The organism is Halomonas pelophila (genome assembly GCF_040196315.1).
GTDB lineage: Bacteria > Pseudomonadota > Gammaproteobacteria > Pseudomonadales > Halomonadaceae > Halomonas > Halomonas pelophila.
Map to the genome: position 1 here is coordinate 33,451 of NZ_JBEGCI010000010.1, position 25,425 is coordinate 58,875.

Annotated in this window: 30 protein-coding genes; 19 read left to right on the forward strand and 11 right to left on the reverse strand. The window is 69.6% G+C overall.

Annotated features, from left to right (window positions below):
• Positions 1-33: 33 nt before the first annotated feature.
• Both ABE957_RS12055 and ABE957_RS12060 read right to left on the reverse strand, forming a co-directional pair.
• Entirely contained in the window at positions 34-759 is a 726-nt protein-coding gene (locus ABE957_RS12055) for an ATP-binding cassette domain-containing protein (protein WP_349758940.1), read from the reverse strand.
• Complete coding sequence (locus tag ABE957_RS12060; protein ID WP_349758941.1) at positions 756-1,460, reverse strand: ABC transporter permease; 705 nt, start codon at positions 1,458-1,460, stop codon at positions 756-758. Before ABE957_RS12060 ends, ABE957_RS12055 begins: the two co-directional genes overlap by 4 nt.
• 149 nt (positions 1,461-1,609) lie before the next feature.
• Here ABE957_RS12060 and ABE957_RS12065 point away from each other — a divergent pair, with 149 nt between their 5' ends.
• A complete protein-coding gene (locus ABE957_RS12065; RefSeq protein ID WP_349758942.1) occupies positions 1,610-2,503 on the forward strand; it encodes a substrate-binding domain-containing protein in 894 nt (297 codons plus the stop codon).
• 21 nt (positions 2,504-2,524) lie between these two features.
• Here the strand turns inward: ABE957_RS12065 and ABE957_RS12070 are convergent, their stop codons facing one another.
• The 7 genes from ABE957_RS12070 to ABE957_RS12100 all read right to left on the reverse strand — a co-directional run bounded on the left by ABE957_RS12070 (position 2,525) and on the right by ABE957_RS12100 (position 8,789).
• Positions 2,525-2,929, reverse strand: a complete 405-nt coding sequence (locus ABE957_RS12070; protein ID WP_349758943.1) for a hypothetical protein — start codon at positions 2,927-2,929, stop codon at positions 2,525-2,527.
• Positions 2,930-3,025: 96 nt separating this feature from the next.
• Positions 3,026-3,370, reverse strand: coding sequence for a Na+/H+ antiporter subunit G (locus ABE957_RS12075; protein ID WP_349758944.1), 345 nt, complete (start codon positions 3,368-3,370; stop codon positions 3,026-3,028).
• The gene (locus tag ABE957_RS12080; protein WP_349758945.1) at positions 3,367-3,636 is read right to left on the reverse strand and encodes a K+/H+ antiporter subunit F; all 270 of its coding nucleotides are present in this window, start codon (positions 3,634-3,636) and stop codon (positions 3,367-3,369) included. The genes ABE957_RS12075 and ABE957_RS12080 overlap by 4 nt, the downstream gene beginning before the upstream one ends.
• Entirely contained in the window at positions 3,633-4,139 is a 507-nt protein-coding gene (locus ABE957_RS12085) for a Na+/H+ antiporter subunit E (protein ID WP_349758946.1), read from the reverse strand. The genes ABE957_RS12080 and ABE957_RS12085 overlap by 4 nt, the downstream gene beginning before the upstream one ends.
• Positions 4,136-5,662, reverse strand: a complete 1,527-nt coding sequence (locus ABE957_RS12090; protein ID WP_349758947.1) for a monovalent cation/H+ antiporter subunit D — start codon at positions 5,660-5,662, stop codon at positions 4,136-4,138. Before ABE957_RS12090 ends, ABE957_RS12085 begins: the two co-directional genes overlap by 4 nt.
• Complete coding sequence (locus ABE957_RS12095; protein WP_089849080.1) at positions 5,659-5,997, reverse strand: Na+/H+ antiporter subunit C; 339 nt, start codon at positions 5,995-5,997, stop codon at positions 5,659-5,661. Before ABE957_RS12095 ends, ABE957_RS12090 begins: the two co-directional genes overlap by 4 nt.
• Positions 5,997-8,789, reverse strand: a complete 2,793-nt coding sequence (locus ABE957_RS12100; RefSeq protein ID WP_349758948.1) for a monovalent cation/H+ antiporter subunit A — start codon at positions 8,787-8,789, stop codon at positions 5,997-5,999. The genes ABE957_RS12095 and ABE957_RS12100 overlap by 1 nt, the downstream gene beginning before the upstream one ends.
• A 440-nt stretch (positions 8,790-9,229) precedes the next feature.
• Here ABE957_RS12100 and ABE957_RS12105 point away from each other — a divergent pair, with 440 nt between their 5' ends.
• Positions 9,230-9,427 carry a hypothetical protein gene (locus ABE957_RS12105; RefSeq protein WP_349758949.1) on the forward strand — a complete coding sequence of 66 codons (198 nt, stop codon included), beginning with the start codon at positions 9,230-9,232 and terminating at the stop codon, positions 9,425-9,427.
• Positions 9,428-9,467: 40 nt separating this feature from the next.
• Positions 9,468-9,779 carry a hypothetical protein gene (locus ABE957_RS12110; RefSeq protein WP_349758950.1) on the forward strand — a complete coding sequence of 104 codons (312 nt, stop codon included), beginning with the start codon at positions 9,468-9,470 and terminating at the stop codon, positions 9,777-9,779.
• A 110-nt stretch (positions 9,780-9,889) separates the two neighbouring features.
• On the opposite strand, the gene ABE957_RS12115 is transcribed toward ABE957_RS12110, so the two are convergent.
• Together ABE957_RS12115 and ABE957_RS12120 are read right to left on the reverse strand one after the other, a co-directional pair.
• Positions 9,890-10,315 carry a DUF2784 domain-containing protein gene (locus ABE957_RS12115; protein WP_349758951.1) on the reverse strand — a complete coding sequence of 142 codons (426 nt, stop codon included), beginning with the start codon at positions 10,313-10,315 and terminating at the stop codon, positions 9,890-9,892.
• A 45-nt stretch (positions 10,316-10,360) separates the two neighbouring features.
• A complete protein-coding gene (locus ABE957_RS12120; RefSeq protein ID WP_349758952.1) occupies positions 10,361-11,467 on the reverse strand; it encodes a pyridoxal phosphate-dependent aminotransferase in 1,107 nt (368 codons plus the stop codon).
• A 236-nt stretch (positions 11,468-11,703) separates the two neighbouring features.
• Here ABE957_RS12120 and ABE957_RS12125 point away from each other — a divergent pair, with 236 nt between their 5' ends.
• From ABE957_RS12125 to ABE957_RS12200, 16 genes are all read left to right on the forward strand, one after another.
• Complete coding sequence (locus ABE957_RS12125) at positions 11,704-11,871, forward strand: cupin domain-containing protein (RefSeq protein WP_349758953.1); 168 nt, start codon at positions 11,704-11,706, stop codon at positions 11,869-11,871.
• 2 nt (positions 11,872-11,873) lie between these two features.
• Positions 11,874-12,908, forward strand: a complete 1,035-nt coding sequence (locus ABE957_RS12130; protein WP_349758954.1) for a histone deacetylase family protein — start codon at positions 11,874-11,876, stop codon at positions 12,906-12,908.
• Positions 12,909-12,934: 26 nt separating this feature from the next.
• Complete coding sequence (locus ABE957_RS12135; protein WP_349758955.1) at positions 12,935-13,291, forward strand: RidA family protein; 357 nt, start codon at positions 12,935-12,937, stop codon at positions 13,289-13,291.
• A gap of 1 nt (position 13,292) precedes the next feature.
• A complete protein-coding gene (lhpI, locus tag ABE957_RS12140; protein ID WP_349758956.1) occupies positions 13,293-14,234 on the forward strand; it encodes a bifunctional Delta(1)-pyrroline-2-carboxylate/Delta(1)-piperideine-2-carboxylate reductase in 942 nt (313 codons plus the stop codon).
• A 20-nt stretch (positions 14,235-14,254) separates the two neighbouring features.
• Complete coding sequence (locus ABE957_RS12145) at positions 14,255-15,424, forward strand: class II histone deacetylase (RefSeq protein ID WP_349758957.1); 1,170 nt, start codon at positions 14,255-14,257, stop codon at positions 15,422-15,424.
• Positions 15,425-15,541: 117 nt separating this feature from the next.
• Positions 15,542-16,552, forward strand: coding sequence for an Lnb N-terminal periplasmic domain-containing protein (locus ABE957_RS12150; protein WP_349758958.1), 1,011 nt, complete (start codon positions 15,542-15,544; stop codon positions 16,550-16,552).
• A gap of 185 nt (positions 16,553-16,737) precedes the next feature.
• Positions 16,738-17,838, forward strand: a complete 1,101-nt coding sequence (locus ABE957_RS12155) for a hypothetical protein (protein ID WP_349758959.1) — start codon at positions 16,738-16,740, stop codon at positions 17,836-17,838.
• Entirely contained in the window at positions 17,835-18,419 is a 585-nt protein-coding gene (locus ABE957_RS12160; RefSeq protein WP_349758960.1) for a hypothetical protein, read from the forward strand. Before ABE957_RS12155 ends, ABE957_RS12160 begins: the two co-directional genes overlap by 4 nt.
• Before the next feature lies 1 nt (position 18,420).
• Positions 18,421-20,157, forward strand: a complete 1,737-nt coding sequence (locus ABE957_RS12165; protein ID WP_349758961.1) for an OmpA family protein — start codon at positions 18,421-18,423, stop codon at positions 20,155-20,157.
• Entirely contained in the window at positions 20,154-20,621 is a 468-nt protein-coding gene (locus tag ABE957_RS12170; RefSeq protein WP_349758962.1) for a hypothetical protein, read from the forward strand. The genes ABE957_RS12165 and ABE957_RS12170 overlap by 4 nt, the downstream gene beginning before the upstream one ends.
• Positions 20,622-20,656: 35 nt before the next feature.
• Positions 20,657-21,556 (forward strand): hypothetical protein, encoded by a 900-nt coding sequence (locus tag ABE957_RS12175; protein WP_349758963.1) that lies wholly within the window; start codon positions 20,657-20,659, stop codon positions 21,554-21,556.
• On the forward strand, positions 21,556-22,098 hold the full coding sequence (locus tag ABE957_RS12180; protein WP_349758964.1) for a hypothetical protein: 543 nt from the start codon (positions 21,556-21,558) through the stop codon (positions 22,096-22,098). Before ABE957_RS12175 ends, ABE957_RS12180 begins: the two co-directional genes overlap by 1 nt.
• A gap of 4 nt (positions 22,099-22,102) precedes the next feature.
• On the forward strand, positions 22,103-22,834 hold the full coding sequence (locus ABE957_RS12185) for a hypothetical protein (RefSeq protein WP_349758965.1): 732 nt from the start codon (positions 22,103-22,105) through the stop codon (positions 22,832-22,834).
• Positions 22,831-23,478, forward strand: coding sequence for a hypothetical protein (locus ABE957_RS12190; protein WP_349758966.1), 648 nt, complete (start codon positions 22,831-22,833; stop codon positions 23,476-23,478). Before ABE957_RS12185 ends, ABE957_RS12190 begins: the two co-directional genes overlap by 4 nt.
• Entirely contained in the window at positions 23,475-24,611 is a 1,137-nt protein-coding gene (locus tag ABE957_RS12195; RefSeq protein ID WP_349758967.1) for a PASTA domain-containing protein, read from the forward strand. The genes ABE957_RS12190 and ABE957_RS12195 overlap by 4 nt, the downstream gene beginning before the upstream one ends.
• A complete protein-coding gene (locus ABE957_RS12200; RefSeq protein WP_349758968.1) occupies positions 24,604-25,248 on the forward strand; it encodes a PASTA domain-containing protein in 645 nt (214 codons plus the stop codon). Before ABE957_RS12195 ends, ABE957_RS12200 begins: the two co-directional genes overlap by 8 nt.
• Positions 25,249-25,425 lie beyond the last annotated feature (177 nt).

Genomic DNA, 25,425 nt, shown 5'->3' on the forward strand with positions numbered 1-25,425 from the left:
GTGGTGTAATCGCATATCGCGAGGAGCCAGCCGTCACCAGATCAGCTCGCCCCGGATGAAGGCCCGCGCCTCGGCGGAGGCGGGAGCCGTGAAGAAGGTCTCGGCCGGGGAGTGCTCGATGAGCCGCCCGTCCACCATCAGCACGATGTCGTCGGCCAGGCGGCGGGCCTGGTTCAGGTCGTGGCTGGTCATCACGATGCGCGTGCCGCGACGGTGGAAGTCGCGCACGGCATCCTCCACCGCCTTGATGGCGGCGGGGTCCAGCGCCGAGGTGGGCTCGTCGAGAAACAGCACCTCGGGCCTGGCGAGCCACGCCCGGGCCAGGGCCAGGCGCTGCTGCTCGCCGCCGGAGAGCACCCGGGCCGGGCGCGCCTCCAGGGCGGCCAGGCCGAAGCGCGAAAGCGCCTCCCGGGCCAGCGGCTTGCGCTGGCGGCGGGGGGTGCCGGCGATCGCCAGGGCATAGGTGAGGTTGGCCAGGGCCGAGCGGCGCAGCAGCACCGGGCGCTGGAAGACCATGGCCTGGCGCGGCGGGCGGCCCTCCCAGCGCACGCGGCCGGTAGTGGGGGCGAGCAGGCCGTGGGCGAGGCGCATCAGCAGGCTCTTGCCGGCGCCGTTGGGGCCCATCACCAGGGTGCAGTGGCACCCGGTGAGGCGCAGGTCGACGGGGTGCAGCAGCGGCTGGCCGCGGTGGCGAAAGCCGACGCCCTCGAGGGCGAGGGGGGGAATGGCCGAGACGTCCAGGCGGGTCAGCTCGTTCATCCCACCCGCCTACGTGCCGTCTCGCCGACCAGGTGGGCGGCGGCGTTGACCAGCGCTACCAGCCCGAGCAGCACGATGCCGAGCCCCAGCGCCAGCGGCAGGTCGCCCTTGCTGGTCTCCAGCACGATGGCGGTGGTCATCACCCGGGTCACCCCGTCGATGTTGCCGCCGACGATCATCACCGCCCCGACCTCGGCGCTGGCGCGGCCGAAGCCGGCGAGCATCACGGTGGCCAGGCCGAAGCGGGCGTCCCACAGCAGGGTGGGAATGCGCCGCGCCCGGGAGACGCCCATGGAGGTGAGCTGCTCGCGGTAGTCGCCGTGGAGCTCCTCGATTTGCTGGCGGGTCAGGGCGGCGATGATCGGCAGCACCAGGATCACCTGGGCGATCACCATCGCGCCGGGCGTGAACAGCAGGCCCAGCTCGCCCAGCGGGCCCGCCCGCGAGAGCAGCAGGTAGACCGCGAGCCCGGCGACCACCGGCGGCAGCCCCATCAGCGCATTGAGCGCCACGATCAGCACCCCGCGACCGGGGAAGCGCCACAGCGCGATCGCCGCACCCAGCGGCAGGGCGATCAGCGCGGCGATCAGCACGGCGGAGAGCGAGACCTTCAGCGACAGCGTGACGATCCCGATCAGGTCGGGATCGAGCCCCAGGATCAGGGCGAGGGCGGTCTGGAAGGCGTTGGCGTCGTCGGGCATCGGGCTCTCCTGCGATCTTCCTGCATCATGTGCGTTAAACCCCGCTAATGCACACGGTGCGGTAATTCATGCAGTAATATGCAGGAAAACGACGAATTCAGCCCAGCCTGTACCTGTACCTGTACCTGTATCTTTATAAGGGGAGCGCCATGGCACTCGGCCCGGACCACGCCTACCTGACCACCGCCGAGGTGGCGGACTACCTGCGCCTAAAGGAGCGCAAGGTCTACGACCTGGTGCGCCAGGGCGGCATCCCCTGCGTGCGAGTGACCGGCAAGTTGCTCTTCCCGCGCCAGGCCATCGACCTGTGGCTGATGAGCCACCTGGAGGGCGACCGGGCGAGCAGCCGGCCCGTGCCGCTGGTGCTCGCTGGCAGCCAGGACCCCTTGCTGGAGTGGGCGGTGCGCGAGAGCGGCGCGGGCCTGGCGCTGCTCTGTCACGGCAGCGGCGACGGGGTGCGACGCCTGCTCTCGGGCGAGGCGATGGTGGCGGGGCTGCACCTGCTGGACGAGCGTAGCGGCGACTACAACCGGCCCGAGGCGCTGGGCCTTTCCGGCATGCGCGACCTGGTGACGCTGCGCTGGGTGAGGCGTCGCCAGGGGCTGCTGCTGGCGCCCGACAATCCCCTGGCCATCGCCGCGCTCAATGACCTGGCGGATCGGCGGGTGCGGGTCGCCCATCGTCAGCCGGATGCCGGGGCGCATCGGCTGCTGAGCTGGCTGCTGGCGCGTGAAGGGGTCGATTCCAGCAGGCTGCGCTTGGCCGATCACCCCTCGCTCAGCGAGGACGACCTTGCGCTGGCAATCCGCCAGGGCGAGGCCGATGCGGGGCTCGGGGTGGAGGCCGCCGCGCGTCGCCAGGGGCTCGCCTTCGTGCCGCTCCACGAGGAGGCCTTCGACCTGGCCCTGCGCCGGCGCAGCTACTTCGAGGCGCCGATCCAGCGCCTGCTGGCCTTCGCCCGGGAACCCCGCTTCGCCGAGCGGGCCGAGGCGCTGGGCGGCTACGACATCACTGAGCTGGGGCGCGTCAGCTATAACGCCTGAGCCTTCCGGCTGTCGAGGTCGCTACCACCCCAGCCAGCGGCGAATGCGCTTCCCGGGTGACGTGGCGCGGCTGTCCGTCCCCGGGGACTCCTTGCCCGAGAGCTGCGCCGCGGCCTCCTTGAGCGGCGTGATGATGGCCTCGAGGTGGTGCTGGCAGAGCGGGCGATTGAGGGCGGCGGGGCACTGGGCCATCAGCAGGCCGCAGTGGTAGAAGGCGGTGTCGAGGAACGGAGAGACGTCCTTGAAGGGGCCCGCCTGCCGGCGGCAGCGCTGGAGCTCCCGAAGCAGCAGGCTCATCGTCTGCGCATCCAGCCAGCACGGCGTGTCGTCCTGGCTCGAGGAGCAGGTCACCGAATGCTGGATCGCCTGGAAGGAGACGTACAGGAAGACGCAGGCGTAATGGAGCTGGGAGCGTTCCGCGGTCATAGCGCACCATAAGGTACAAATGAGAGTGAATATCATTCTGACCGCTAGGGCTAAGAAGTCAAATGGTGGCGGCCTAAGATGCCGGACGGGCAGGGGCTAGCGCTCGGGCGGGTTCTGGCTGCCGGGCACGCTACCGAGGCGTCGGCGCAGGGCGGCCTTGCCCATCATGTGGGCGCTGACCGGGGCGGTCGCGAACAGGAAGATCGTCACCAGCGCTTCCTGCACCGAGACGCCGTCCTGCTGGTGGCTGAAGTAGAGCAGCGAGCCGATCAGGGTGCAGCCGACGCCCAGGGTGCTGGCCTTGGTGGGGCCGTGCAGCCGGGTGTAGAAGTCGGGCAGCTTGGCCAGCCCCCAGGAGCCGATCAGGGCCACCAGGGCGCCGACCAGCAGGAAGGCGACGACGACGAGCTGCAGGGTCCACGGCATGTCGAGATGGGTCATTCGATGACGTCCCCCCGGAGCAGGTACTTGCACATGGCCACGGTGCCCACGAAACCCATTAGGGCGATCAAGAGGGCCAGCTCGAAGAGCACGCCGAGCCCCATTCGCAGGTCGGCCAGCACGATGAGCGCGATGCTGTTGATCATCAGGGTGTCCAGCGCCAGGATCCGGTCGACGATGTCGGGGCCTGCGGCCAGGCGGTAGAGGTTCAACAGGGCGGCGACGGCGAAGAGCGTCATGGCGATCGGGATGACGACGGCAATCATCGGAAGATCTCCTCCAGGGGCTGCTCGTAGCGCGTGCGAATGGTGGCGATGGCCTCGGCCTCGTCCTCCAGGTGCAGGGCGTGGATCAGCAGGGTGTTGGCCTCGCCGTCGTAGTGGAGCGAGACGGTGCCCGGGGTCAACGAGATGGTGCTGGCCAGCAGGGTGATGGCGAAGTCGTCGTCCAGCGTCAGCGGATAGGTGAAGAAGCCCGGCCGCAGCTGTCGGGCGGGGCGCAGGATGCGCAGGGCCACCACCAGGTTGGAGCGCAGGATGTCCACCAGCAGCACCCCCAGGTAGCGCAGCAGCGGCAAGGGGCGCCGGATCTTCGCCTCCTCGGGCCAGAAGGCGTGGGTGACGAGGGGGATCGCCACGCCCAGCGCCAGCCCCAGCAGGGCATGGGCGACGCTGAAGTCGTTGACCATCAGCAGCCACAGCAGGGCCAGGAACAGCGAGAAGAGCGGGTGCGGCAGCCAGAACTGCCGGGAGCGGACGTTCGGCGTCATGGCGCGACCTCCGTGGCGAGGGCCAGTGTCTCCGGCAGCATGGCGGCGATATAGGCCTGCGGCGTCATCAGCTGCTCGGCGGTCAGTGCCAGGTACGCCATGACCGGCTCGCCCAGGGCCGCAAGGACGCCGTTGAGGGCCACCATGGCACAGACGATGGCCAGGCAGCCGCGATCCAGCGGGCGCGCTGCTGCGCTGGCGGGATCGGGACGCCAGAACCAGCGGCTGCCGGTGCGGCTGACGGCGATCAGGGTCAGCAGCGCCGCGGTGAGCAGCACGCCCCACAGCCAGAGCCCCCGCGGCTCATTGGCGCTCGCCTGGAGGATCCACACTTTGCTGACGAAGCCGGCGAACGGCGGCAGGCCGACCGCGGCGATGGCGGCGAGGAAGAACAGGCTGCCGAGCAGGGTGCGATGGCCCATTGGCGCCACCACCGAGAAGCGGTCGTAGCCCTCCTCGCGCTGCTGGCCCAGCAGGTCGGCGAGCAGGAAGAAGGCGGCCGCCATGCCGGTGCTGTGGATCAGGTAGAAGAGCGCGGCGGAGAGCGTCGCCGGGGTGACGAGGCTCAAGGTGGCGAGCAGGGTGCCCACCGAGATGATCACCAGGTAGGCGGTCAGGGTGCGCAGGCTGTCCGAGCCCAGCACCCCGACGCCGCCCAGCGCCAGGGTCAGCAGTGCCAACGGCCACAGCCACTGCCAGGCGGCGGCGTTGACCGGCGCCTCGCCCAGCCCGAAGACCAGCAGGAAGACCCGCAGGATGGCGTAGATGCCGACCTTGGTCATGATGGCGAAGAGCGCGGCCACCGGGGCGCTCGAGGCCGAGTAGGCGCGGGGCAGCCAGAACAGCAGCGGCAGGATGGCGGCCTTGATGCCGAACACCACCAGCAGCACCATGCTGGCCGCCGCCAGCAGCGGCGCGTCGCCCGGCGGGGCAGCGGCCACCTCGAGGGCCAGGTCGGCCATGTTGAGGGTGCCGGTGAGCCCGTAGAGGGTGCCCAGGGCGATCAGGAACAGCGCCGAGCCCACCAGGTTGATGATCACGTAGTGCAGTCCGGCGCGGCTGCGTGCCCGCCCGCCGCCATGCAGCAGCAGCGCATAGGAGGCGATCAGCAGGATCTCGAAGAACACGAAGAGGTTGAACAGGTCGCCGGTCAGGAAAGCGCCGTTGAGGCCGGCCAGCTGGAACTGGAAGAGGGCGTGGAAGTGCGCCCCGCGCCGGTCGATGCCGCGGCTGGCGTAGAGCAGACAGCCAAGCCCCAGAATGGCGGTCAGCGCCAGCATGAGGGCGCTGAGCCGGTCGAGGATCAGCACGATGCCGTAAGGCGCCGGCCAGTCCCCGGCATGGTAGAGCTGATACTCTCCGGAGCCGGCCGCGCCAAGGGCCCAGGCGCCCAGCAGGGCGAGGCCCAGGGTGCTGGCGATGCCGGCCAGGCGCTGCACGCCGAACGGCAGCCGATAGAGCAGCAGCAGGCTCGCCCCGGTGATCAGCGGCAGCAGGATCGGCAGGATCAGCGCATGGTTCATAGCCTATCCTCGTCGGGATTCTCGCCGTCGACGTGGTCGTTGCGCAGCTCCACCGCCGCCTTGAGGGCCAGCACCACCACGAAGGCGGTCATGGCGAAGCCGATGACGATGGCGGTCAGCACCAGGGCCTGGGGCAGCGGGTCCGCCGAGCGCTCGGTGAGGCCGACGATGGCCGGTGCGCCGGCGACCAGGCGCCCCGAGGCGAACAGGTACAAATTCACGGCGTGGGAGAGCAGGGTCAGGCCCAGGATCACCGTGAAGGTGCGCGCCCGCAGCAGCAGGTAGACCCCGCAGGTGGTCAGCACGCCCAGCGTCATCGCATAGAGCAGTTCCATCAGCCGATCTCCTTGCCGGGACCGGCCACGGTCATCAGCTTGCCGAGGTTGGCCAGCACCAGCAGCGTCGCCCCGACCACGGTGGCATAGACGCCGAGGTCGAAGAGCATGGCGGTGGCCAGCTCGAACTCGCCGACCAGCGGCAGGTGAAAGTGACCGTGGGCCGAAGTGAGGAACGGGTAGCCGAACAGCCAGCTGCCGAGCCCCGTGGCCACGGCGATCAGCAGGCCGGCCCCGATCAACGGACGGAAGGCGGTCAGCATGCGCGCCTGGGCCCAGACCAGCCCGCCCGCCATGTACTGCAGCGTGAAGGCCACGGCGGTGATCAGCCCGGCGATGAAGCCGCCGCCGGGCAGGTTGTGGCCGCGCAGGAAGATATAGGCCGAGACCAGCAGGGCGATCGGCAGCACCAGGCGGGCCACGGTGCTGAGCATGATCGGGTGCGGCTCGGCCACCCAGTGCCCGGGGTTGGTGTCGACCACCCGCTCCTTGAGGTGCAGGTCGCGGGTGAAGGCGAAGACCGCCACGGCCGCGATCCCCAGCACCGTGATCTCGCCCAGGGTATCGAAGCCGCGGAAGTCGACCAGGATCACGTTGACCACGTTGGTGCCGCCCCCGCCGGGCAGGCTGTTGGCGAGGAAGAAGTCGGAGATGGTGTGCTGCGGGCGCGTCAGGATGGCGAAGCTGAAGGCCGTCACGCCGCCGCCCACCAGGCCGGCGATGGCGAGGTCCCGCCCCATCCTCGGGCGCGTGGATTCCCGGGGCGACTGCTGGGGCAGGAAGGAGAGCGCCAGCATCATGATCACCACCGCCATCACCTCCACCATCAGCTGGGTCAGGGCGAGGTCCGGCGCCGAGAAGCGCGCGAAGGCGACGGTCACGAAGAGCCCGGTTACGCCGAGCAGCAGCAGGGCCGGCAGCCGGTGGTGATGGAAGACCACCACGCCGATGGCCGCCAGCCAGAGCAGGCCGGCGGCCAGCACGGTCAGCGGGTCGAGGGCAGCCAGCGGCACGCCGCCGTTCCAGCGCGCCACGGCGAGCAGTTGCACGCCGACCAGCACCACGACGGTGACCATGATGAAGGTCAGGTAGCGCTGCAGCGAGCCGTTCTCGAGCTGGAAGACGCGGCGCTGGGACAGCTCGATGGCGCGGCGCATGGCCCAGTCGAAGATCTCCTTGGCATCCACCTCCGGCAGGCGGGCATGGAGGCGAAACAGCGGACCGCGGATCGCGTAGAAGAGTGCGCCGCCCGCCAGCGCGACGAGGCTCATCAGCCCCGACCGGGTACCGCCCAGTGTCGCGAAGTCGTAGGCGGCAAGCTCGGCCTGGCGCGCGGCCTCGAACGCCGGGTGGACGAGCGTCGCGTAGAGCCCCTGCGGCGCGATGCCGACGACGAGCGTGGCCAGGGCCAGCAGGGCGATGGGCGTGAGGGCGGCCGTGCGGGGCTCGCGGGGCGGCCAGATGGGCAGGTCGATGGGCCGCCCGTTGAAGTAGACGTTATGGAAGATGCGAATCGAGTAGGCCACCGAGAAGAGCCCGGCCAGGGTGACCCAGACGGGAATCACCAGCGTCGCCCAGTCGGGGGTGACCACCCGCAGGCTCTCGCCGAACAGCATCTTCTTGCTCAGGTAGCCGCTCATCAGCGGCAGGCCGGCCATGGCGGCGGCGGGGATCGCCGAGAGCGCCATCAGCGTCGGCATGAAGCGCCACATGCCGTTGATATGACGCATGTCGCGGGTGCCGGTGGCGCGATCCACGTAGCCCGCCATCATGAACAGCGGCGCCTTGAACAGCGCATGGCAGACCAGGTGGAAGAGGGCGGCCGCCAGCGCCATGGGCGTGCCCAGGCCCAGCAGCAGCATGATCAGTCCCAGGTGGGAGACCGTGGAGTAGGCCAGCAGCCCCTTCATGTCGTGCATGAACATGGCCACGAAGGCCCCCACCATCAGCGTGAGCATGCCGGTCAGGGTGACCAGGTAGAACCACAGCTCGGTCTCGGCCAGGGTCGGATGCAGCCGGGCGAGCAGGAAGAGCCCCGCCTTGACCATGGTCGCGCTGTGCAGATAGGCCGAGACCGGGGTCGGCGCCGTCATGGCGTGGGGCAGCCAGAGGTGGAAGGGAAACTGGGCCGACTTGGTGAAGGCGCCGAGCAGGATCAGGTTGAGCATCAGCCCATAGTGCTCATGGGCGCGGATCCGCTCGCCGGCCTCGAGCACCACCGAGAGCTCGTAGCTGCCGGCGGCCTCACCCAGCAGCACGATGCCGCCGAGCAGGGCCAGTCCGCCGCCGCCGGTGATCACCAGCGACATCCGCGCGCCCAGCCTGGCCGCCTGGCGGTCGCTGTGAAAGCCGATGAGCAGGAACGATACCAGGCTGGTCAGTTCCCAGAACACCAGCATGAACAGCAGGTTCTCGGCGAGCACGATGCCCAGCATCACCGCCATGAACAGCAGCACCAGGGTGAAGAAACGGGCCGCCGAGGCGCTGCCCTCGAAGTAGTAGCGGGCGAAGAGCAGGATCAAGGCGCCGATGCCGGTGATCAGCAGGGCGAACAGCAGGCCCAGGGCATCGATGCGCAGCGCCAGGTTCAGCCCCAGTGAGGGTAGCCAGTCCAGCTCGGCAATGATCGTCTCGCCGCTCGAGACCCGCGGCAGGAAGCTCAGCAGCAGCAAGAGGCTCGAGACGGCGGGCAGCGCGGCCAGGCACGCCAACCGTCGGCAGCTGCCGCGCTGGCACAGCGCCGGAAGCAGCGCGCCGAGCAGCGGGAACAGGATGATGAGGGCCAGTGTCATGCGGGCGTTTCCGGCTATCGACAGGAAACGTGCCGGGTGGCGGGGCGGCCCGTCCCCCCGGGGTGTGATGCGGGGTGGCGAAGGCGTGCGGCTCGAGGCTCGGTGATCGTCCCTGTCATGGGTCAGGCTCCCTGAAGCGCGCGGGGACCGGCGCGTTCACGTCCGGTCTATCACTTCCGACCCTTTCACTATAGTGGGCGTGCCTGCCGCTGCCGTCCCAGGCGTCAACGCTCATCGGCGCTGGCGCCTTTACGGCGGGCTCACGCCCTCTGTCTGGGCCTGCCCGTCTCATCAAGTGGCCCAGCCCGGGCCAGGCCGGCAGCGCCAACATCATGACTGTCTCTTTATAGAGACATCAGCGTCGCGACTGCGCCACATGGGGGAGAGGGCAGTGGTTCGATAGAATGGGGCTCCTCATTCTCCATCCATCGAGAGTCCCTATGACCCGTCGAGTCCTACTGCTGTCCCTCCTGCTGATCCTCACGACCGTGCTGGCGGGCTGCAGCTACACGCCGGCGCGGATCACCTCCGAGCCGCTGATCGAGTTTGGCGACCATCACGGTGGTCACGACCATGATCGTCGCAGCCACGGTGGCGGCTTCTGCCCGCCCGGCCAGGCCAAGAAAGGGCGCTGCTGATCCGGCAGGCCCGCTCGCCATGAGACGGGGGTGAAGCGTCATGAACAGTTCCAGAGCGGCAGGGGGTGTGATGCTACTGGCCGGCGCGCTGCTCCTGGCGGGGTGCAGCTATACGCCCCCGCGTATCCTCTCCGAGCCACTGATCGAGATCGACGGCGACCACGGCGGATATCACCGTCGGCATGAGCGCCGCTATTATCACGATGGCGATCGGCACGACTATCGGTACCACGAGGGGCATGATCACGATCGCCACCATTACCACGATGGCCGCCGCGACCGTGACCGCCATCATCACCGGCAACGCTCCCGCTTCTGTCCTCCCGGCCTGGCCATGCAGGGGCGCTGCTGAGCGGACGCTTCCGCTCCCTATCCAGTTTTCCCCTTCATACTATCGCTGCCGCAGGGCCTCTTTGAGTGGGGCTATGGGGCGTGACACCGCCGAGTGGCCGACATCACGCCTCAGCGGTCGTCATGGCGTCCCCTGCGGCGGAAGGGGCGAGGGCGAACCCAGAGCCAGCTGAGGATAACGAGGCCAGCGAATAACGTATAGACGACGGTGAAGACCCAGGCGGGGGCCTGATAGTAGAGCAGCTCGTGCAACCAGTAGGCGATGAAGGAGCCGGCATACACGACATCTCCTGCCTTCTCCCGCAGCGCCATCTCCCAAGCGGTGAGGGGACAGAGCGCGCCCAGCCAGGCCTGCAGCACCACGATGCCGATCGCTACCAGGTGAGCAAGGCGGAACCCGGGATGACGCACCCAGTGCCAGGCGCGCCCCTTGCCGACCAGCGTCAGCGTCAGTCCCAGCAGCACGAACAGCACGAAGGCCGCGTGAACCACCAGGATGGCGTCCGCCGCCAGGGAATAGAGCAGGCGAGGTTCCATGGTGTCACGCCTCTCCCGGGGTCGATGTGTTTAGAGGGCTAGCAACTAGGCCTGGCGCAGGGCCTCTTCGAGTATCGTCAGCCGGCCCGGCACCAGGGCGTCTTCCACGGCAGTGATGCGCAGCACGTGGCCGAGCCCCGGATGGGCGGGGCGGGCGATCAGCCGTCCGTCCTCGAGCAGCTCGCGGTTGACCCGCTCGGCGAGCTCGGCGCTTGGCATCTGCACGCCGATGAAGTTGGTGGCGCTGGGCAGCACCACGGCGCCGAGGCCGCGCAGGTGCTCGGCCAGGCGTGCCCGGCGCCGGTGCACGGCGGCGATGTGCTCGCGTGTCTCGTCGGGATGGTCGAGCACCACCTCGGCGGCGGCCAGGGTCAGGGTCGAGACCGCATAGTGGATGCGCACCTTCATCATCATCGCGAGGGTCTCGGGCTCGGCGATGGCATAGCCGATGCGCAGCCCGGCCAGGCCGTGAGCCTTGGAGAGGGTGCGCAGGCGGATCACGCCGGGCAGCACCTCCCGGGCGAAGGGGGTGTCGGCGTCCTCGCGGAAGTCGTGATAGGCCTCGTCGAGCAGCAGCCAGCAGTCGTCGGGCAGGGCCTCGCGCAGGCTGCGCACGGCATCGTCATCGTGGAGATGGCCGCTGGGGTTGTCGGGGTTGGCGAGATAGACCAGCCGCGCCTCGGCCTCCCGAGCCGCGGCCACCAGGGCCTCGAGGTCCGGCGCGAGGCGCCCGGGAGACTCCTCATAGGCGACCTCGACCAGCCGGCAGCCCTGGCCTCTGGCGAAGTAGCCGAAGGTGGGGTAGGTGCCGGCGGTGGCGACCACCGTGGTGCCGGGCTCGGCCACGGTGCGCAGGGCCAGCGCGATCAGGCTGTCGGCGCCGGCATCGACCAGCAGCGCCTCGAGCGGAACACCCTGTTGATCGGCGAGGCGCTGGCGCACGCCCAGCGCCTCCGAGTCCCCGTAGCAGTAGGCATGCTCGACCATGGCGTCGCCGAAGTGCTCGCGCAGGGCGCGGTGAGGCATGTCCAGTCCCTCGTTGGAGCCCAGGCGGTGGGGGATCTCGCGGCCCAGGCGTCGCTCCAGCACGCGGATGCCGGGGAAGGGATTGGTCGGGCCGTCGCCGGTCAGGTGGTCGGGGAAACGGGGCATCGGGAACTCCCAGTCAAGTGTGGTCGATAGGGGAGCCGCGGCTGGGCCCTGCCGACGCCTGTGGGAGGCGGGATCGGAGGCGCAGGGTCGACTCCCCGGATGAGGCGATGGACCTCGCGACACCATAGCATCTGCGCCGGGCGGGACTAGCATCCCCGGCAGCTCCGGGGCCGCGGCTTGCGTTCCACGATGCGCCTCGGCATGTTGAAGCAGTCGATGGTGACCGCGAGGCAACGATGCCGATGACCTTCCTCGATCTGCGTACCGCCACCCTGGGCCACGAGCACGTGGCGCACGATCATGGCCATCACCGGCTCATCCTGGCCACGCGAGGCGCCACGGAGCTCTCCATCGAAGGGCAGGGCGTTCCGGGATCCGGCCGTTACCGGACCGGGGAGCGCTGAAGATGAAGCTTTTCTATCATCCCGACCAGGAGCGTCACGCGCCGCCCACCTTCCTGCTGCGCGGCCGGCCGGTGGACTCGCCGGAAGGGCCCGTGCGCGCCGAGCTGCTGATCCAGGGCCTGGCGTCCATGGGCCTGTGCGTGACCCCGCCCACCGAGGTCGACGGCCCACGACTGCGAGAGCGCCTGGCCGCCATCCATGCCCCGCGCTACCTCGATTTCCTGGAGACCATCCACGCCCGCTGGCAGGCGCTGCCGGGCGCCGCCGAGATCGTGGCGCCCAACGTCCACCCCTGCGGCGGCGGCCATCACTATCCCCGTCACCCGGTGGGGCTGGTGGGCTGGCACATGCACGACATGGCCTGCCCGATGACCGCCGACAGCTTCGCCGGCATCCTGGCCAGCGCCGCCTGCGCCGAGGCCGCCGCCGATGCGGTGCTCGCCGGGGAGGACGCGGCCTATGCCCTGTGTCGTCCGCCGGGTCACCATGCCGGCCCCGAGAGGGCCGGGGGCTTCTGCTTTCTCAACAATGCCGCGCTGGCCGCCACGGTGCTGCGCGAGCGGCACGAGCGCGTGGCGATCCTCGACGTCGACCTGCACCACGGCAACGGCACCCAGGACATCTTCTATTGCCGCGGCGATGTCTGGACCGGCTCGCTGCACGCCGACCCCGCCGACTTCTATCCCTTCTTCTGGGGCGGCGCCGACGAGACGGGCGAGGGTGAGGGGGCGGGCGCCAACGTCAACCTGCCGCTGCCCCTGGGCAGCGACGGCGCCGCCTTCCTGGCCACCCTGGATCGCCTGGTCGCGCGGCTCGACGCCTTCCGGCCCGAGTCCGTGGTGGTGGCGCTGGGGCTTGACGCCCACAAGGACGACCCGCTGGCCGGCCTGGCGCTCGAGACCGAGGATTTCATCGCCGTGGGGCGTCGCATCGCCGCCCTCGGCCTGCCCACCGTGCTGGTGCAGGAGGGGGGTTACCCCACCGAGCACCTGGGCGACAACCTGGCCGCCTTCCTCGGCGGCTTCACCGCAGCCTGACTGCCATCACGACGAGAGGCCACGCCATGACCGTCTCCTATCACGACAGCACCGCCCGCATGAGCCAGATCACCGTGCACAACGGCACCGTCTACCTGGCGGGCCAGGTACCCAGCGACCCGAGCGCCGACATGCGCGGCCAGACCGAGCAGGTGCTGGCGCGCATCGACGACCTGCTGGCCCGGGCCGGCACCTCCAAGGAGCAGCTGATCGCCGCCCAGATCTGGGTGACCAGCATGGCCGAGTTCGACCAGATGAACGCCGCCTGGGACAGCTGGGTGGTGCCGGGGCGCCCGCCGGTGCGGGCCGCCATCGAGGCCAAGCTCGCCAAGCCCGAATGGAAGGTGGAGATCATGGTCACCGCGGCACTCCCGGAGGGCTGAGATGCGCATCATCACCGACAAGGAGGTGGCGGCGTCGCTTGACTGGTCGGCGCTGATCGAGCGATTGGCCACCACCTTTCGCGAGGGCGTGGAGTCGCCGCCGCGTCACCACCACGCCATGCATCGGCCGGACGGCGAGGCCACCATGCTGCTGATGCCGGCCTGGGAGCGGGCCGGCTACATCGGCATGAAGATGGTCAACGTCTTTCCGCAGAACGCCGATCACGGCCTGCCGGCCATCTCCGGCGTCTACCTGCTCAGCGAGGGCGACCATGGGCGCCCCCTGGCCTGCCTCGACGGCGGCGAGCTGACCCGGCGGAGGACCGCCGCCGCCTCGGCGCTGGCCGCCCGGGAACTGGCCCGCGACGACGCCGCGACCCTGCTGGTGGTGGGCACCGGCCGGCTGGCGCCGATGGTGATCGAGGCCCACGCCGCAGTGCGTCCCATCACGAGGGTGCGGATCTGGGGGCGCCATCCCGAGAAGGCCGAGCGGCTGGCGGCCGAGTATGCGGACCGCTTCGACACGGCCGCCGTCACCGACCTCGAGGCGGCGACCCGGGAGGCGGACATCGTCAGCTGCGTGACCCTCTCCACCGAGCCGTTGATCCGCGGCGACTGGCTCTCGCCCGGCACGCACCTCGACCTGATCGGCGCCTTCCGGCCGAGCATGCGCGAGACCGATGCCGAGTGCCTGGCGCGCAGCGAGGTGTTCGTGGACACCTATCCCGGCGCCCGGGGCGAGGCGGGGGACATCCTGCAGGCGATCGACGAGGGGCGCTTCGCCTTCGAGGACATCCGCGGCGAGCTCGTCGAGCTGCTGCGCGGCGAGCGTCCGGGGCGCTCATCGCCCGAGGCGATCACCCTGTTCAAGTCGGTGGGTGCCTCGCTGGAGGATCTGGCCGCGGCCATCGAGGTATGGGAGAGGCTGGAGGGCGCTTCATGACGGCGGGGCACGGACCGTCGATGCCGGCCGCAGGTTCGCCGGCCGCAGGTCCGCCTGCCGCAGGATCGCCTGCCGCAGGATCGCCTGGCGTCGGCTTCTACTGGCATGAGCGCTGCTTCTGGCACGACCCGGGCGCTATCGGGATCTTCTCGTCTCCCGGCGAGTTCCTGCAGCCCCAGCCGGCCTCGGAGAGCGCGGAGAGCAAGCGGCGGCTCAAGAACCTGCTGGAGGTCTCCGGCCTGATCGATGAGCTCAGCGTGCGTAAGCCGGGGCCGGCGGGCCGCGAGGACCTAGAGCGCTTCCACACGCCGCGCTACCTCGACGCGCTCGAGGCCGGGGATCGGGGCCTGGGCGGCGACGGCGGCGACTGCGCGCCCTACACCCCGGGCAGCCTGGCCGCCGCGCGCCAGTCGGCGGGACTGGCCATCGCGGCGGTGGAGGCCGTGGCCACCGGTGAGGTCGAGCGCGCCTATGCGCTCTGCCGGCCGCCCGGCCACCACGCCGAGGCCGATCGGGGCCGCGGCTTCTGCCTGCTGGGCAATATCCCGGTCGCGGTGATGCGCGCCCGTGCCCTGGGGCAGGTCGGGCGAGTGGCGATCCTCGACTGGGACGTGCACCACGGCAACGGCCAGCAGGCCGCCTTCTACGACGACCCCGAGGTGCTCACGGTCTCGATCCACCAGGCGGGCAACTTCCCGCTCGAGACCGGCGCCTTCGAGGAGCAGGGGGAGGGGGCCGGCGAGGGTGCCTGCCTCAACCTGCCGCTGCCGCCGGGCTGTGGCCTCGGGGCCTATGCACACGCCATGAGCGAGCTGGTGCTGCCGGCCATCGAGGCCTTCCGGCCCGAGCTGATCGTGGTGGCCTGCGGCTACGACGCCTGCGCCAAGGATCCGCTGGGCAAGATGCTGCTCAACAGCGCGGCCTTCGGCGACATGACCCGCCAACTGATGGCGCTCGCTGAGCGGGTCTGCCAGGGCCGGCTGGTGATGGTCCACGAGGGCGGTTACTCGGAGGGCTATGTACCGCTGTGTGGCCATGCGGCCATCGAGGCGCTGGCCGGCAGCGAGATCCACGTGCCCGATCCCCAGAATGACGAAATCGCCGCCTGGGCCTATCAGGCGCTGCAACCCCATCAGCGTCAGCTGATCGATGGCTGGCGAGCGGCCTGGGCCGAAGCCGGCCGGGTCTGAGCCCTTTATTGACACCCCCCTTCTCGCTGACCGCCCTCTGAGCCTCGGGGCGGATCGCGTTGCCCCCCGGCATCGCGGCCGTGGTAGCCTCGCGCCATCAGGCTCGCGAGGACGACGATGATCACGGCATTGCTGGACGGCCTGCTGCTCCTGGGGCTTGCGATCACCACGCTGTGGGGGGCGCTGGCCCTGGGCCATCGCCTTACGCTGGCGCGGCCCTGGCGGTGGGTCGGGGTGGGCCTGTGGTTGCTGTCGGGCTCGATCTGGTTGTGGCTGGCCTGGCAGGGCGCCTATCTTGCCCCGCTTGTGGGCATGGGCGTGCAGCTGGTCGGGCTGCTGGCCTGGTGGCGGCGGCTCGCGCCACTAAAGGATCGGGACTGGGCCGAGGACGTGGCCCATCTCGCTACCGGCCGGGTCGCCGGGGAGCGGCTGACCCTGCACCATGTGCGCCACTTCGACTGGCAGACGCGGGACACAGCCGTGGGCGGCTGGGAGCGGCGCAGCTATGATCTCGAACGCCTGAGCACGGTGGACCTGATCGTCTCGAGCTGGGGGCGGCCGGGCATTGCCCACGTGCTGATCTCCTTCGGCTTCGCCGGCGACGACGGCAGAGCCGACGACTTCGTCGCCTTCTCGGTAGAGGTGCGCCGCGCCCGCGACGAGCGCTTCTCGGAGATCGGCGGCTTCTTCAAGCAGTACGAGCTGGCGATCATCGCGGCCGACGAGCGCGACGCGGTGCGCCTGCGCAGCAACGTGCGCGGCGAGCGGGTGACCCTCTACCACGTCACCCTCTCGGCCAGGGCGCGTCGCCGCCTGCTGCTGGCGCTGGTGGCCTCGGCCAACGACCTCGCTCGCGAGCCGCGCTTCTATCACACCGTCACCGCCAACTGCACGACCCTGGTGTTCGTCATGATGCGCCGGATCATCGAGGGGCTGCCGCTGGATCATCGTCTGCTGCTCAGCGGCCTGTTGCCGGGCTATGTCCATGAGCATGGCGGCCTCGTCGACGGCTATAGCCTCGGTGAGCTGCGCCGCCTCGGCGATATCACCGAGCGCGCCCGGCAGGCCCATGACGCCGCCGACTTCTCGAAGCAGATCCGCCGCGGCGTGCCCGGGTGGTGTGACTAACCTGCACAGAGGAGCATGACAAATCCGCTTACTGGAGTTTGACGGATCTGATGACCTGAACTTAGCTTCAAGGCGTGATTAGCTGATTCGGCGCCCCGCCTCGCCGATGACCGTCAGAGGCCATGTGCACCCCACGAGGCGCCCAATCTCCAGGTCCACGATCTACTCGTGGAAGGAGGATAGGGGTGACCAGCAGCTTGGCCGTGTCCCCGTCGCGTCTACAGGTCGTCGTCACCTCGCCCGGTGACGTGACGCCCGCCGCCCTGCGTGCCCTCGCCGAGGGGCTCGTCAGGCCCGTTACCGAGGTGGCAGACGCCATCTTCAAAGCCCCCACCGTCCTCGTCGATGACCTCGACGCCGATACCGCCACGGCCCTCGACCGGCTGCTGGCCTCCCTGGGTCTTGAATCCCGTGTGGTCCCCCACGGAGAGGTGCTGCCGAATGACTCCCGCCTCGACGTGGCCATCCAGGTGCAGGACGCCGCGCGCATCGCGGCGATTACCGAGTCACTCGCCACCTTCCTCGGTGTCTCGTCCCAGCGTGCCTTCGGGTTGCTGGCAACGCCGCCGGGCGTGGTGCTGGGCGGGGTCGGGGCGGCGGCAGTGGAGAGCCTCGCCCGACGCCTCGGCGAGGGCGCCCATGTCACCCGGGCCCCCAGCGACGCGGGGCCCTTCGATCTTCATCTCGCTCCGGACGCCAGCGTGCCGGCCTGGCTGCAGGCGCGTCTGCGCGATAAGCAGCAGACGCCTCGTCCGGGATGGCTCCCGCTGGGGCTCTCCTACGCCGAGGCCCGCTCGCTCTGGTCCTCCCTCGGCCGGGAGGGCGGCATCCGGCTGGTGAATCGTGCCCTGATGCGCTGGGACCTGGTGCTGACCGCCGAGGCGACACCCACCAGCGACGTGCTGGCCTGGCTCGAGGAGCGCTTCGGCATTCCGCCCCGAGTGGGGCCTCGCGTCCTCGCCCATCCTCCCCTGGCCCTCGCCGAGGCCTGCGACGAGGCTCACGCACGGCAATGCCTCGATGAGGCACGCGCGCTTGGGCTGGCGATCGACAGCGAGCCGAGCGGCTTCGGGCGCGCGGGCATCGAACTGCTGGCCGCTTCGGATGCGGCGCGGCTTAAGGCCGTGCTGACCCGTTTCGGGTTGAGCGAGACGCTGCGGATCCCCTCGCGCATCGTGGCCGACCTGTCGGACCTCGAGGCCAGGGTGCTGGCCCATGAGTTGGCAGCGGCCGGCGCCCGGACGCGCTTCGTCGATGCGGCTCCCACCTCCGGAGACATGACATGACGGCAACGAATCTTGAGCGTGGCTCGCCGCACCTTCGCCACCTGGCCATCGCGGAGAAAGGCAAGCTGGCGGCGCTCGCCGGCGACCACGGGCGTGCCCTCGAGCTCTATCGGACGGCACTGCGACTGGCCGGCGAGATGGCGGCCCCGACGCCCTTCGCTCGCCACTACACCGACTGTATCCTCGAGAGCCTCGAGCGCGAGGGCCGGCATGCCGATGCCCTGGCGCTCACCGTGGCCGCCTGCGAGGAGCTGGAGCGGCGCGGGACGCTTTCCCCCCTGCAGCGGCGCGACCACGCGACCCTGACGCTGCGACGGGCGATCCTGCTGCTCTTCCTCGGGCGCGAGGCCGAGGCCGACCATCAGCTGGAGCGGGCGGTGGCCATTGCCCATCCCGACCGGCTCGCCCTGGCGGCCGAGCTCCAGGCCTGGCGGCGCCGAGCGCTGACCATCACCGCCCAGACGCTGGCCGAGGCCCTGTCTCGACACGGCTACTACACCGTTCGCCGCGCCAGGGTGCGGCCCGATCTGGCGCGCAGGGCAGCCCTGCCGCCCGACCTCTCCCGACAGGAGGTGACATGACATGGCCAACTACGACGGCATGACGCCTGGCGAGGTGCTGGCGGATGCCAGCGTGGCCGAGTTCATCAAGGAACTCGGGCTGGGCATCGCCAAGGCGCAGAAGGAACTGGACGAGAACTCGGTGCGCCAGATGAAGGCCTTTACCGAGGTTCAAGACTCCCTGGGCGAGCGCTCGCTGCTGGAACTGGGCTTGATGCCCGCCTTCTACCACTACCAGCATGCCGATGTCTCGGTGTCCCTCCAGCTACGCCTCGAGGTGGGCAAGACCGACGAGTTCGGTTTCTCGGCCAGCGCCAGCTTGGGCGATACCCGCCAGCAGAACGCTGCGTCGTCGGCCTCCGAATCGGAAAGCGAGAGCGGCACGCGGGTCGAGACGCGCCAGGCACGGCTCGAGTACCAAGCCGATGCCACCGGAACGCTGACGGTGAACGGGACCCAGGTGGTGCCCGCCGGCCAGGCGCCTCGCGCCCGACTCGGCAGCCTGCTGGACCAGCTGGTCGGAGGTCAGGGGGTCGAGGCGCTGGTCTATTCGCCGCCGGAGACCTCACTGGCCATCTCCAGTGACGCGCCGGCGAGCCAGGTGTTGACGACGTCCCGTTCGGTGGCCTTCACCTTCACCGCCACGGCCAACGGGCTGTTGGCCATCCGCGACGACGCCGCTACCGACTACGTGCTGAATAGCGGCACGACGGTCTCGACCAGTGCCCAGGGTGACCTCGCGGCCTATGCCGAGCACGTCAAGAGCCAAGTCGACGCGGCCGGCGGCTTCACCACGAGACTGCATGCTCCTCATCAGGAGGGAGTGCCTAGCCTGGCCGTCTACTTCGACACCGGGAAGGCGGAGTTTCGCGGCGAGGAAGATCGACGCGCCCTGACCGTACTGGCGCGCAGCTTTGCCCAGATGGGTACCCGTGTCCGACTCGAAGGCATGACCGACCGGCAGGGCTCGGCGCAGAAGAACCTCGAGTTGGGTAGCGAGCGGGGACGCTTCGTCAAGCAGTTCCTGATCGCCAATGGCGTCAGCGAGAGCCAGATCGATCTGGTGGACAGCCGCGGCGAGGGCCGTGCCGACGACGCCAACGAGGACGATGGGGAAGCCAATCAGGAGTGGCGAGCCACCTGGATCATGACGCCCGAACGCGATTACTACTGGCTGTCGCTGCGCAGCGAGGGCAGCGCGCTGCTGGATGGCGTCGCGCCCGACCTGCAGGGTGGCGGCACCGGCAACGGCTTCGTGTTCCTCTGGCAACCGGCTTCGCCCGACCTGTCGGCGTTCTCCGTCACCGTCGAGGGACAGGCGTTTCCCCTTAGCGGCGCGGCGGTGGCGGGGCATGCGGCGAATGCCGCCGAGGCCTACGCGCATCATCTGGCGGCCGATCTCAACGCTACCAGCACCCTGCGCGCCAACCCGTTGGGCCCTGTGGTCGAGGTGATGCGCGCCAGCGATACCTATGACATCAAGCTGTTCAGCGCCACCAGTGAACAGATCGAGCTGACGGGAAGCGAGGGGCTCACCGTGACCCAGCAGTTCTCGCGCTCACGGACGCGCCAGGTCCAGAGTCGCGAAGGCTCCAGCACCGCCGTGGCGATCGGCGTCAGCGTGGACAAGCGGGAGTCACGGCAGTTCAACATGGCGGTGACCGGCAATAGCCAGATCTCCGCCCGGCTGGCCTCCGTGCCGCCGCCTGAGCTCTTCGTCGAGGCGATTCACGCCTTGCAGCGGGAGCGTCGCTCATGAGTGCCGGGACCCAGACGACCCGTGCCCTGGTCACGGCGCCGCTGCCGCAGATCGTCGAGCGTCTCGGCATGGCCATCGCCGAGGGGCAGTTCGCCCTCGATCGCAATGCCGTGGAGATGGCCAAGGTGATGGGGGAGACCGACGTCGAGATCGGCGGAGAGACCTACAACCTGCTGGCGCTGGGCTTCACGCCGAGCTTTTACGCCTACACCGAGGCGACCGTGGAGGCGCGGCTCAGCTTCACGGTGAGCGAGTCGACCGATACCTCCGTCGGGGCCTCCGTCACCGGCGGCGTCAACACCGGCGTCTACATGGCGGCCGCCACCGTCTCGGTCAGCTACGCCAGGAAATACGCCATGGAGGCGTCCGGCATGTCATCCATCGCGGCCCGGCTGGTGTCGCTGCCCCCGCCCGAGCAGTTCATGGCGCTCCTGCGCCAGCAGCGTAACGCCGACAGCGAGTGAGCCGGCCTCACCGGTCAACAAGAAGGAGAACGACCATGAGCATTGGACAGGACCTTCTCGATGTTCCCATGGGGGACATGATCCGCGACATGGCCTTCGCCATCGCGGACAGCCAGTACCAGCTCGACCAGAGCTCGATGCGCACCGCCGAGATGATGGGCGGCCTGCAGTCGGTGATCGACAGCCGAGGCAACCAGACCTTCGACGACAGCCGCGTGTTCTTCGGCTACGAGTACATGACCGTCGAGCAGGCGCTCTATTACGCCATCTTCGACGATTCGCTCACCGGGGCGCTGGACGAGGACTCGATCCGCCTCAAGGAAGTGGTCCTCGAGATCATCAAGGAGATGGCCGAGGCAGAGGGCGGCAGCGCAAGCGCCGTGCAACCGCTCAGAAACTTCAGTCGAGACACCTCGGCGAACGCCGACATCTCCAACGCGCTGGACACCCAGGTGGGTGGGGAGCGGCTGGCCGAGAAGGTGATCCGGGTACCGACGCGCCTGTCGATGATGGAGCTGGGCTTCACCCCGACCTTCTACCAGTTCGTCGACACCATCATCGAGGTCAAGATCGCCATCCGCATGACCCGCGAGCGGGCCTACGAGCGCACCACCTCGAATGCCACCAGCGACCGGCAGCGCAGTGCCGGCCGCAGCACCCGGGTCGGGTTGACCTGGCCGCCGGGGGTGAAGCGCTCGAAGTCCTATCGCAGCAATACCTCCGTGCAGACGACCCAGGTGGATGCCACCTACTCCCAGAAGTACAGCTACAGCGCCGAGGGGGCGAGCCTGCTGCGGACCAAGATGGTGCCCGTGCCGCCTCCCGCCGTACTCACCGAGCGCATCCGCGGCTACATGGAGGTCGAGGAGGAAGCCCGGCGGCGGCGCCTGGCGGAGATCTACCCCGAGGGTGACGACGCCGAAGGAGGTTCGTGATGGCCGTTGGACAGGATCTGCTCAACGTCCCCTTCCCGGAGATGGTCAAGTCGATGGGGGTGGGGATCGCCGAGGCACAGTACGAACTCGACCTCACGTCGCTGAAGATCGCGCGGCTGATGGCCGGCTATGCGCCCGAGGACGAGGAGGAGGGCACGGCCTCCGGCGAGCGTCCCAACCTGGTCAGGATCGGGGATGACAGCCCGGATGGCTATTCGCTGCTGGAGCTCGGGTTCACGCCGACCTTCTACCAGTTCGTGGACACGCTCATCGAGGTCAAGATGTCGATCTCCATGGCCACCGAGAGCGAGCGCAAGCGCAGCAGCACCACGGTCAACGCCTCGGTGAGCGGTAAGGTGGGGTTCCTGTCGGCAAGCGCCAAGATGAAGGTCTCCACCGTCTCGGCCAGCTTCTCGAGCAAGTACCAGTACTCGGCCGAGGGGAGCTCGCTGATGCGCACCAAGCTGGTGACCGTGCCCGCGCCGGCCATCCTCGAGGAGCGCATCCGCGCCATGTTGTCCACCGAGCCGGAACCGGAGTAGCCCGATGCCGCGAAACAGCTGGGCGTCCCTTGAGGAGGAGACGGCGTCGGACACGACCTCCGACGCCGTGGCGTCGGAGGCCGCGTCAACGCCCCTGCCGGAGTCACTGGTGGCCCTGCAGCGGGAGCGCGTCGAACTCGAGGCCAGGATGCGGCGCCTCGCCTCCGGCGGGAGCGAGCCGACCGGGGAGGCCGATGCCCGCTTTCCCGTCACCCCCCTCTCGCAGCGCCGTCGGGCCGATGCGGCCTGGGCGTCGCGGCGTGACGCCCTGAGTGCTCGCCCCCCGGCGCGCGAGCTCACGCCGGCCGAGCCAGGCTTGCCCGAGCGCGCCGCCGATGATCCCACGCTGCCTGTGCGCACCGGCCAGCGTCTGCTGGGCGATCCCCCGCCACGCAGCGGCATGCGCGAGCCCGGGCGGTCTTGGTCCGACCTCGAGGCGCTCGACGCCGTGGCGCGTCGCATCACGGCGGGGCTCGAGGCGTGGGAGCGTCGCGGTCGCGAGGCGCTGGAGGCGCCGCCGGTGAACCCGTCCACGCCCACCCGAGCCTACGAGGCGCGGCGTGAACGGCTGCTCTCGGTGGTGGACGGAGGCTCTGGCGATCTGGACGGGCGGGCCGAGCGGGCCCGGGAACGCGCGCTCGAACGCCGGCGAGAGCAGCGGCGCGAGCAGCAGACCGACGATCAGCGCCTCGCCCGGGCGAGGCGTCAACGACAAGCTCAGGAGGAGGAGTCATGAGCCAGGGAGGAGAGATCGCGGCCGATGCGGTGCGCGACATGCTGGTGGGGCTCGCGGATGCGCTGCAGGATGCCCAGGGGACGCTGACGGAAGCGGCGCGCACGAGCGATGCCGGGCATGGTTACGAGATCCCCTATCTCGATTTCGCCTTCGAGGTGGAGTTCAGCGAGGAGAGCGAGGCGAACCAGCCGACCAGGCTGAGGCTGCTCCCCAAGGCGCGCCGCCACCTTGATGATGCCGGGCGGGAAACCCGCATCACCTCGTCGATCTCCGGCCGCCTGGCCACGGTGCCGGCGCATGGGGGACGACCGGAGACGCTGCTGGACCTGGGATTGTCCGACATGGAAGGGCGCGCCAGGCGACAGCGGCTGGACATCCAGGTGTCCAGCATGGCCGGCGAGCGACTGGGAGGGGTCCCCGTCTCCCTGCAGGTGGATGTCGAGATGACCGAGCGACTCCTCGGCTATCGGCCCTCGGCCGAGCAGCGCCTGTCGATTCTGCCGTCACAGCGGCTGACCACCAGTGAGGACGGCAGCGCCCATCTGGTCGTCGAGCTCGCCTCGCTGAGGCGCAAGCAGGTGGTCGTGCAGGTGGAGTCGCGAGGAGCGATCGGTCGGGTGCTGCTGCCGGGAGATCTCTCATGACCATCAAGCTTCGCGTGACCGCCAGCCTGCTGGATGCCGCCCGAAAGCCTGCCGCCCATCAGGTGGTGGAACTCCAGGTGTATCAGCTCGGCAGGGGATGGACGGGGCTGAACAGGTCGACGACCAACGACGAGGGCAGGCTTGCCATCGGCACCGGGCTGCAGGGGGAGGGCAAGCTCGCGCCGGCGCTGCGGCTGGTCAAGGCGAATACCGACCCGACAGAGGTCCTGACCCAGGAGGGCAGCTACCACATGGCGCGTACCGTGCTGAATGTCGCCTTCGGCGAGGTGGTGATGTTGCCGGGCGCCGGCGTGTCGGCGCCCTCTGTCTCGCGTCGTCGCCCCGAACGCCTCTCCGGGATGAACGTCAACATGGCGGATCTGGTGCTGGAGACGCCCCTTCACACCCTGTCGCCTGACACGGGGGCCGGGTCGACGATCGAGTCGGCTCGGCCGGAAACCGGCGGCGTGGCGCCGGGCAGGCTGGAGTCTCGCAAGACCGCGGTGGTCATGGAGATGCTCAGCGCCGAGACCGCCAAGCGGGAGCAGCTGCAGGTCCAGGTCGATCTGCGCCAACATCGCATCCAGGAGCTCGACCAGGCGTTGCAGCAGAGCGAGAAGCAAGGTGAGCGGCTGGGTCGTCAGCTTGACCAGCTGCGCAAGACGGTGGCGACGTCGCCACCCATGGAGCGGCTGACCTCGACCATCTCCGGGGCCCTGGACCTGGCCCGGGCCGAGCAGGGGATGGAGCTGGCCTCCGCCGAGCTGCGCATTCGCGGCCTGGTCATGGAGGGCGGCAAGAGTTTCCACCCGCTCGACAGTGTGGAGGCCAGGGAGGTGCTGTCGGACAACGTCTCCGAGCTGGTGCTGCGGCTCAATCCGCCGCGGCTCGGCGGCACGCCAGCGTCTGCCGAGGTGCCCGATCTGATCGGCCAGACCCTCGAGTCGGCCCGACGCCAGGCCCTGGCCGCCGGGCTGCGGCTGGACGTGATCGAGCGGCATAGCCAGCGTCACCCCTCCGGCGCCATCGTCGAGCAGCAGCCTGCCCCCGGTGCGGCGCTGTCACAGGCCAACGGGCGACTCGGGGTCGTGGTCGCCGTGGGATCCGAGACCGAGGAGGCAGGCCATGAGTGATATCAAGCGCTTGATCAATGACACGACGGCCGCGCCACTGGGCCAGATCATCGCCTCGGTGGGCCAGGGGGTGGCACAGGCGCAACGCGCCCTGGACGAGCAGGCGCTGGCTCAGCTGGAAGCGCTGTATCGGGACAGCGACGAGGCGATGGCGCTGCTGCGTCGCAGTGGCTGGCAGCCGACCTTCTATACCCTCCCCGAGACCGAGGGGGAGGTGAAGGTGGCGCTCTCGCTCTCCGGCTCGGTCTCCGGGAAAGGCCAGGCGACCCGGCCGGGGAGCTCCTCCCCGGGGCGGGCAGGCGCGTCGCGCATCGCCATCTACGCGGCCCCCGTGGATGCGGGGTATCAGAATCGCTTCGGTTATCAGGCCACCATCGGGGCATCGCTGCGCTTTCGCATCGTACCGGTGCCGCCGCCCGCGGGCGTCGAGGAGCTGCCGATCGTGGCGGTGCCGCAGCTGATCGGGATGGCCAGTGCGGCGGCCCAGGAGCTGCTCGCCGAGTTCCGCCTCGAGGCGGCCGTGGAGCCCTCCGGTGCCCCGTTGGGGATAGTGGCCGCACAGGACCCTGCGCCGGGCGAGGTGCTGCGGCGGGGGGATGTCGTCACCCTCACCCTGGAAGCGCCCCCCGATCCCTGACGAAAAACGCCACGACGCGGGCGTCGTGGCGGTATCGCTCCTTCCTGGGCATCGTCCCGATGCCGCTCTCCCTGTGGGGCCTCCTGCCCCTGGCGTCCCTGTCACCGAGATCGGCAGTCTCCCTTGCCGGGCCCCTCCGTTATCGCCGATGGCCGTGACAGTGCCGTGAGGATTCGA

What these genes read in the sequence shown, in the direction of transcription:
- ABE957_RS12055 (WP_349758940.1), bottom strand. Translation starts at nt 759, where the DNA reads ATGAACGAGCTGACCCGCCTGGACGTCTCGGCCATTCCCCCCCTCGCC.
- ABE957_RS12060 (WP_349758941.1), bottom strand. Translation starts at nt 1,460, where the DNA reads ATGCCCGACGACGCCAACGCCTTCCAGACCGCCCTCGCCCTGATCCTG.
- ABE957_RS12065 (WP_349758942.1), top strand. Translation starts at nt 1,610, where the DNA reads ATGGCACTCGGCCCGGACCACGCCTACCTGACCACCGCCGAGGTGGCG.
- ABE957_RS12070 (WP_349758943.1), bottom strand. Translation starts at nt 2,929, where the DNA reads ATGACCGCGGAACGCTCCCAGCTCCATTACGCCTGCGTCTTCCTGTAC.
- ABE957_RS12075 (WP_349758944.1), bottom strand. Translation starts at nt 3,370, where the DNA reads ATGACCCATCTCGACATGCCGTGGACCCTGCAGCTCGTCGTCGTCGCC.
- ABE957_RS12080 (WP_349758945.1), bottom strand. Translation starts at nt 3,636, where the DNA reads ATGATTGCCGTCGTCATCCCGATCGCCATGACGCTCTTCGCCGTCGCC.
- ABE957_RS12085 (WP_349758946.1), bottom strand. Translation starts at nt 4,139, where the DNA reads ATGACGCCGAACGTCCGCTCCCGGCAGTTCTGGCTGCCGCACCCGCTC.
- ABE957_RS12090 (WP_349758947.1), bottom strand. Translation starts at nt 5,662, where the DNA reads ATGAACCATGCGCTGATCCTGCCGATCCTGCTGCCGCTGATCACCGGG.
- ABE957_RS12095 (WP_089849080.1), bottom strand. Translation starts at nt 5,997, where the DNA reads ATGGAACTGCTCTATGCGATGACGCTGGGCGTGCTGACCACCTGCGGG.
- ABE957_RS12100 (WP_349758948.1), bottom strand. Translation starts at nt 8,789, where the DNA reads ATGACACTGGCCCTCATCATCCTGTTCCCGCTGCTCGGCGCGCTGCTT.
- ABE957_RS12105 (WP_349758949.1), top strand. Translation starts at nt 9,230, where the DNA reads ATGACCCGTCGAGTCCTACTGCTGTCCCTCCTGCTGATCCTCACGACC.
- ABE957_RS12110 (WP_349758950.1), top strand. Translation starts at nt 9,468, where the DNA reads ATGAACAGTTCCAGAGCGGCAGGGGGTGTGATGCTACTGGCCGGCGCG.
- ABE957_RS12115 (WP_349758951.1), bottom strand. Translation starts at nt 10,315, where the DNA reads ATGGAACCTCGCCTGCTCTATTCCCTGGCGGCGGACGCCATCCTGGTG.
- ABE957_RS12120 (WP_349758952.1), bottom strand. Translation starts at nt 11,467, where the DNA reads ATGCCCCGTTTCCCCGACCACCTGACCGGCGACGGCCCGACCAATCCC.
- ABE957_RS12125 (WP_349758953.1), top strand. Translation starts at nt 11,704, where the DNA reads ATGCCGATGACCTTCCTCGATCTGCGTACCGCCACCCTGGGCCACGAG.
- ABE957_RS12130 (WP_349758954.1), top strand. Translation starts at nt 11,874, where the DNA reads ATGAAGCTTTTCTATCATCCCGACCAGGAGCGTCACGCGCCGCCCACC.
- ABE957_RS12135 (WP_349758955.1), top strand. Translation starts at nt 12,935, where the DNA reads ATGACCGTCTCCTATCACGACAGCACCGCCCGCATGAGCCAGATCACC.
- lhpI (WP_349758956.1), top strand. Translation starts at nt 13,293, where the DNA reads ATGCGCATCATCACCGACAAGGAGGTGGCGGCGTCGCTTGACTGGTCG.
- ABE957_RS12145 (WP_349758957.1), top strand. Translation starts at nt 14,255, where the DNA reads ATGCCGGCCGCAGGTTCGCCGGCCGCAGGTCCGCCTGCCGCAGGATCG.
- ABE957_RS12150 (WP_349758958.1), top strand. Translation starts at nt 15,542, where the DNA reads ATGATCACGGCATTGCTGGACGGCCTGCTGCTCCTGGGGCTTGCGATC.
- ABE957_RS12160 (WP_349758960.1), top strand. Translation starts at nt 17,835, where the DNA reads ATGACGGCAACGAATCTTGAGCGTGGCTCGCCGCACCTTCGCCACCTG.
- ABE957_RS12165 (WP_349758961.1), top strand. Translation starts at nt 18,421, where the DNA reads ATGGCCAACTACGACGGCATGACGCCTGGCGAGGTGCTGGCGGATGCC.
- ABE957_RS12170 (WP_349758962.1), top strand. Translation starts at nt 20,154, where the DNA reads ATGAGTGCCGGGACCCAGACGACCCGTGCCCTGGTCACGGCGCCGCTG.
- ABE957_RS12175 (WP_349758963.1), top strand. Translation starts at nt 20,657, where the DNA reads ATGAGCATTGGACAGGACCTTCTCGATGTTCCCATGGGGGACATGATC.
- ABE957_RS12180 (WP_349758964.1), top strand. Translation starts at nt 21,556, where the DNA reads ATGGCCGTTGGACAGGATCTGCTCAACGTCCCCTTCCCGGAGATGGTC.
- ABE957_RS12185 (WP_349758965.1), top strand. Translation starts at nt 22,103, where the DNA reads ATGCCGCGAAACAGCTGGGCGTCCCTTGAGGAGGAGACGGCGTCGGAC.
- ABE957_RS12190 (WP_349758966.1), top strand. Translation starts at nt 22,831, where the DNA reads ATGAGCCAGGGAGGAGAGATCGCGGCCGATGCGGTGCGCGACATGCTG.
- ABE957_RS12195 (WP_349758967.1), top strand. Translation starts at nt 23,475, where the DNA reads ATGACCATCAAGCTTCGCGTGACCGCCAGCCTGCTGGATGCCGCCCGA.
- ABE957_RS12200 (WP_349758968.1), top strand. Translation starts at nt 24,604, where the DNA reads ATGAGTGATATCAAGCGCTTGATCAATGACACGACGGCCGCGCCACTG.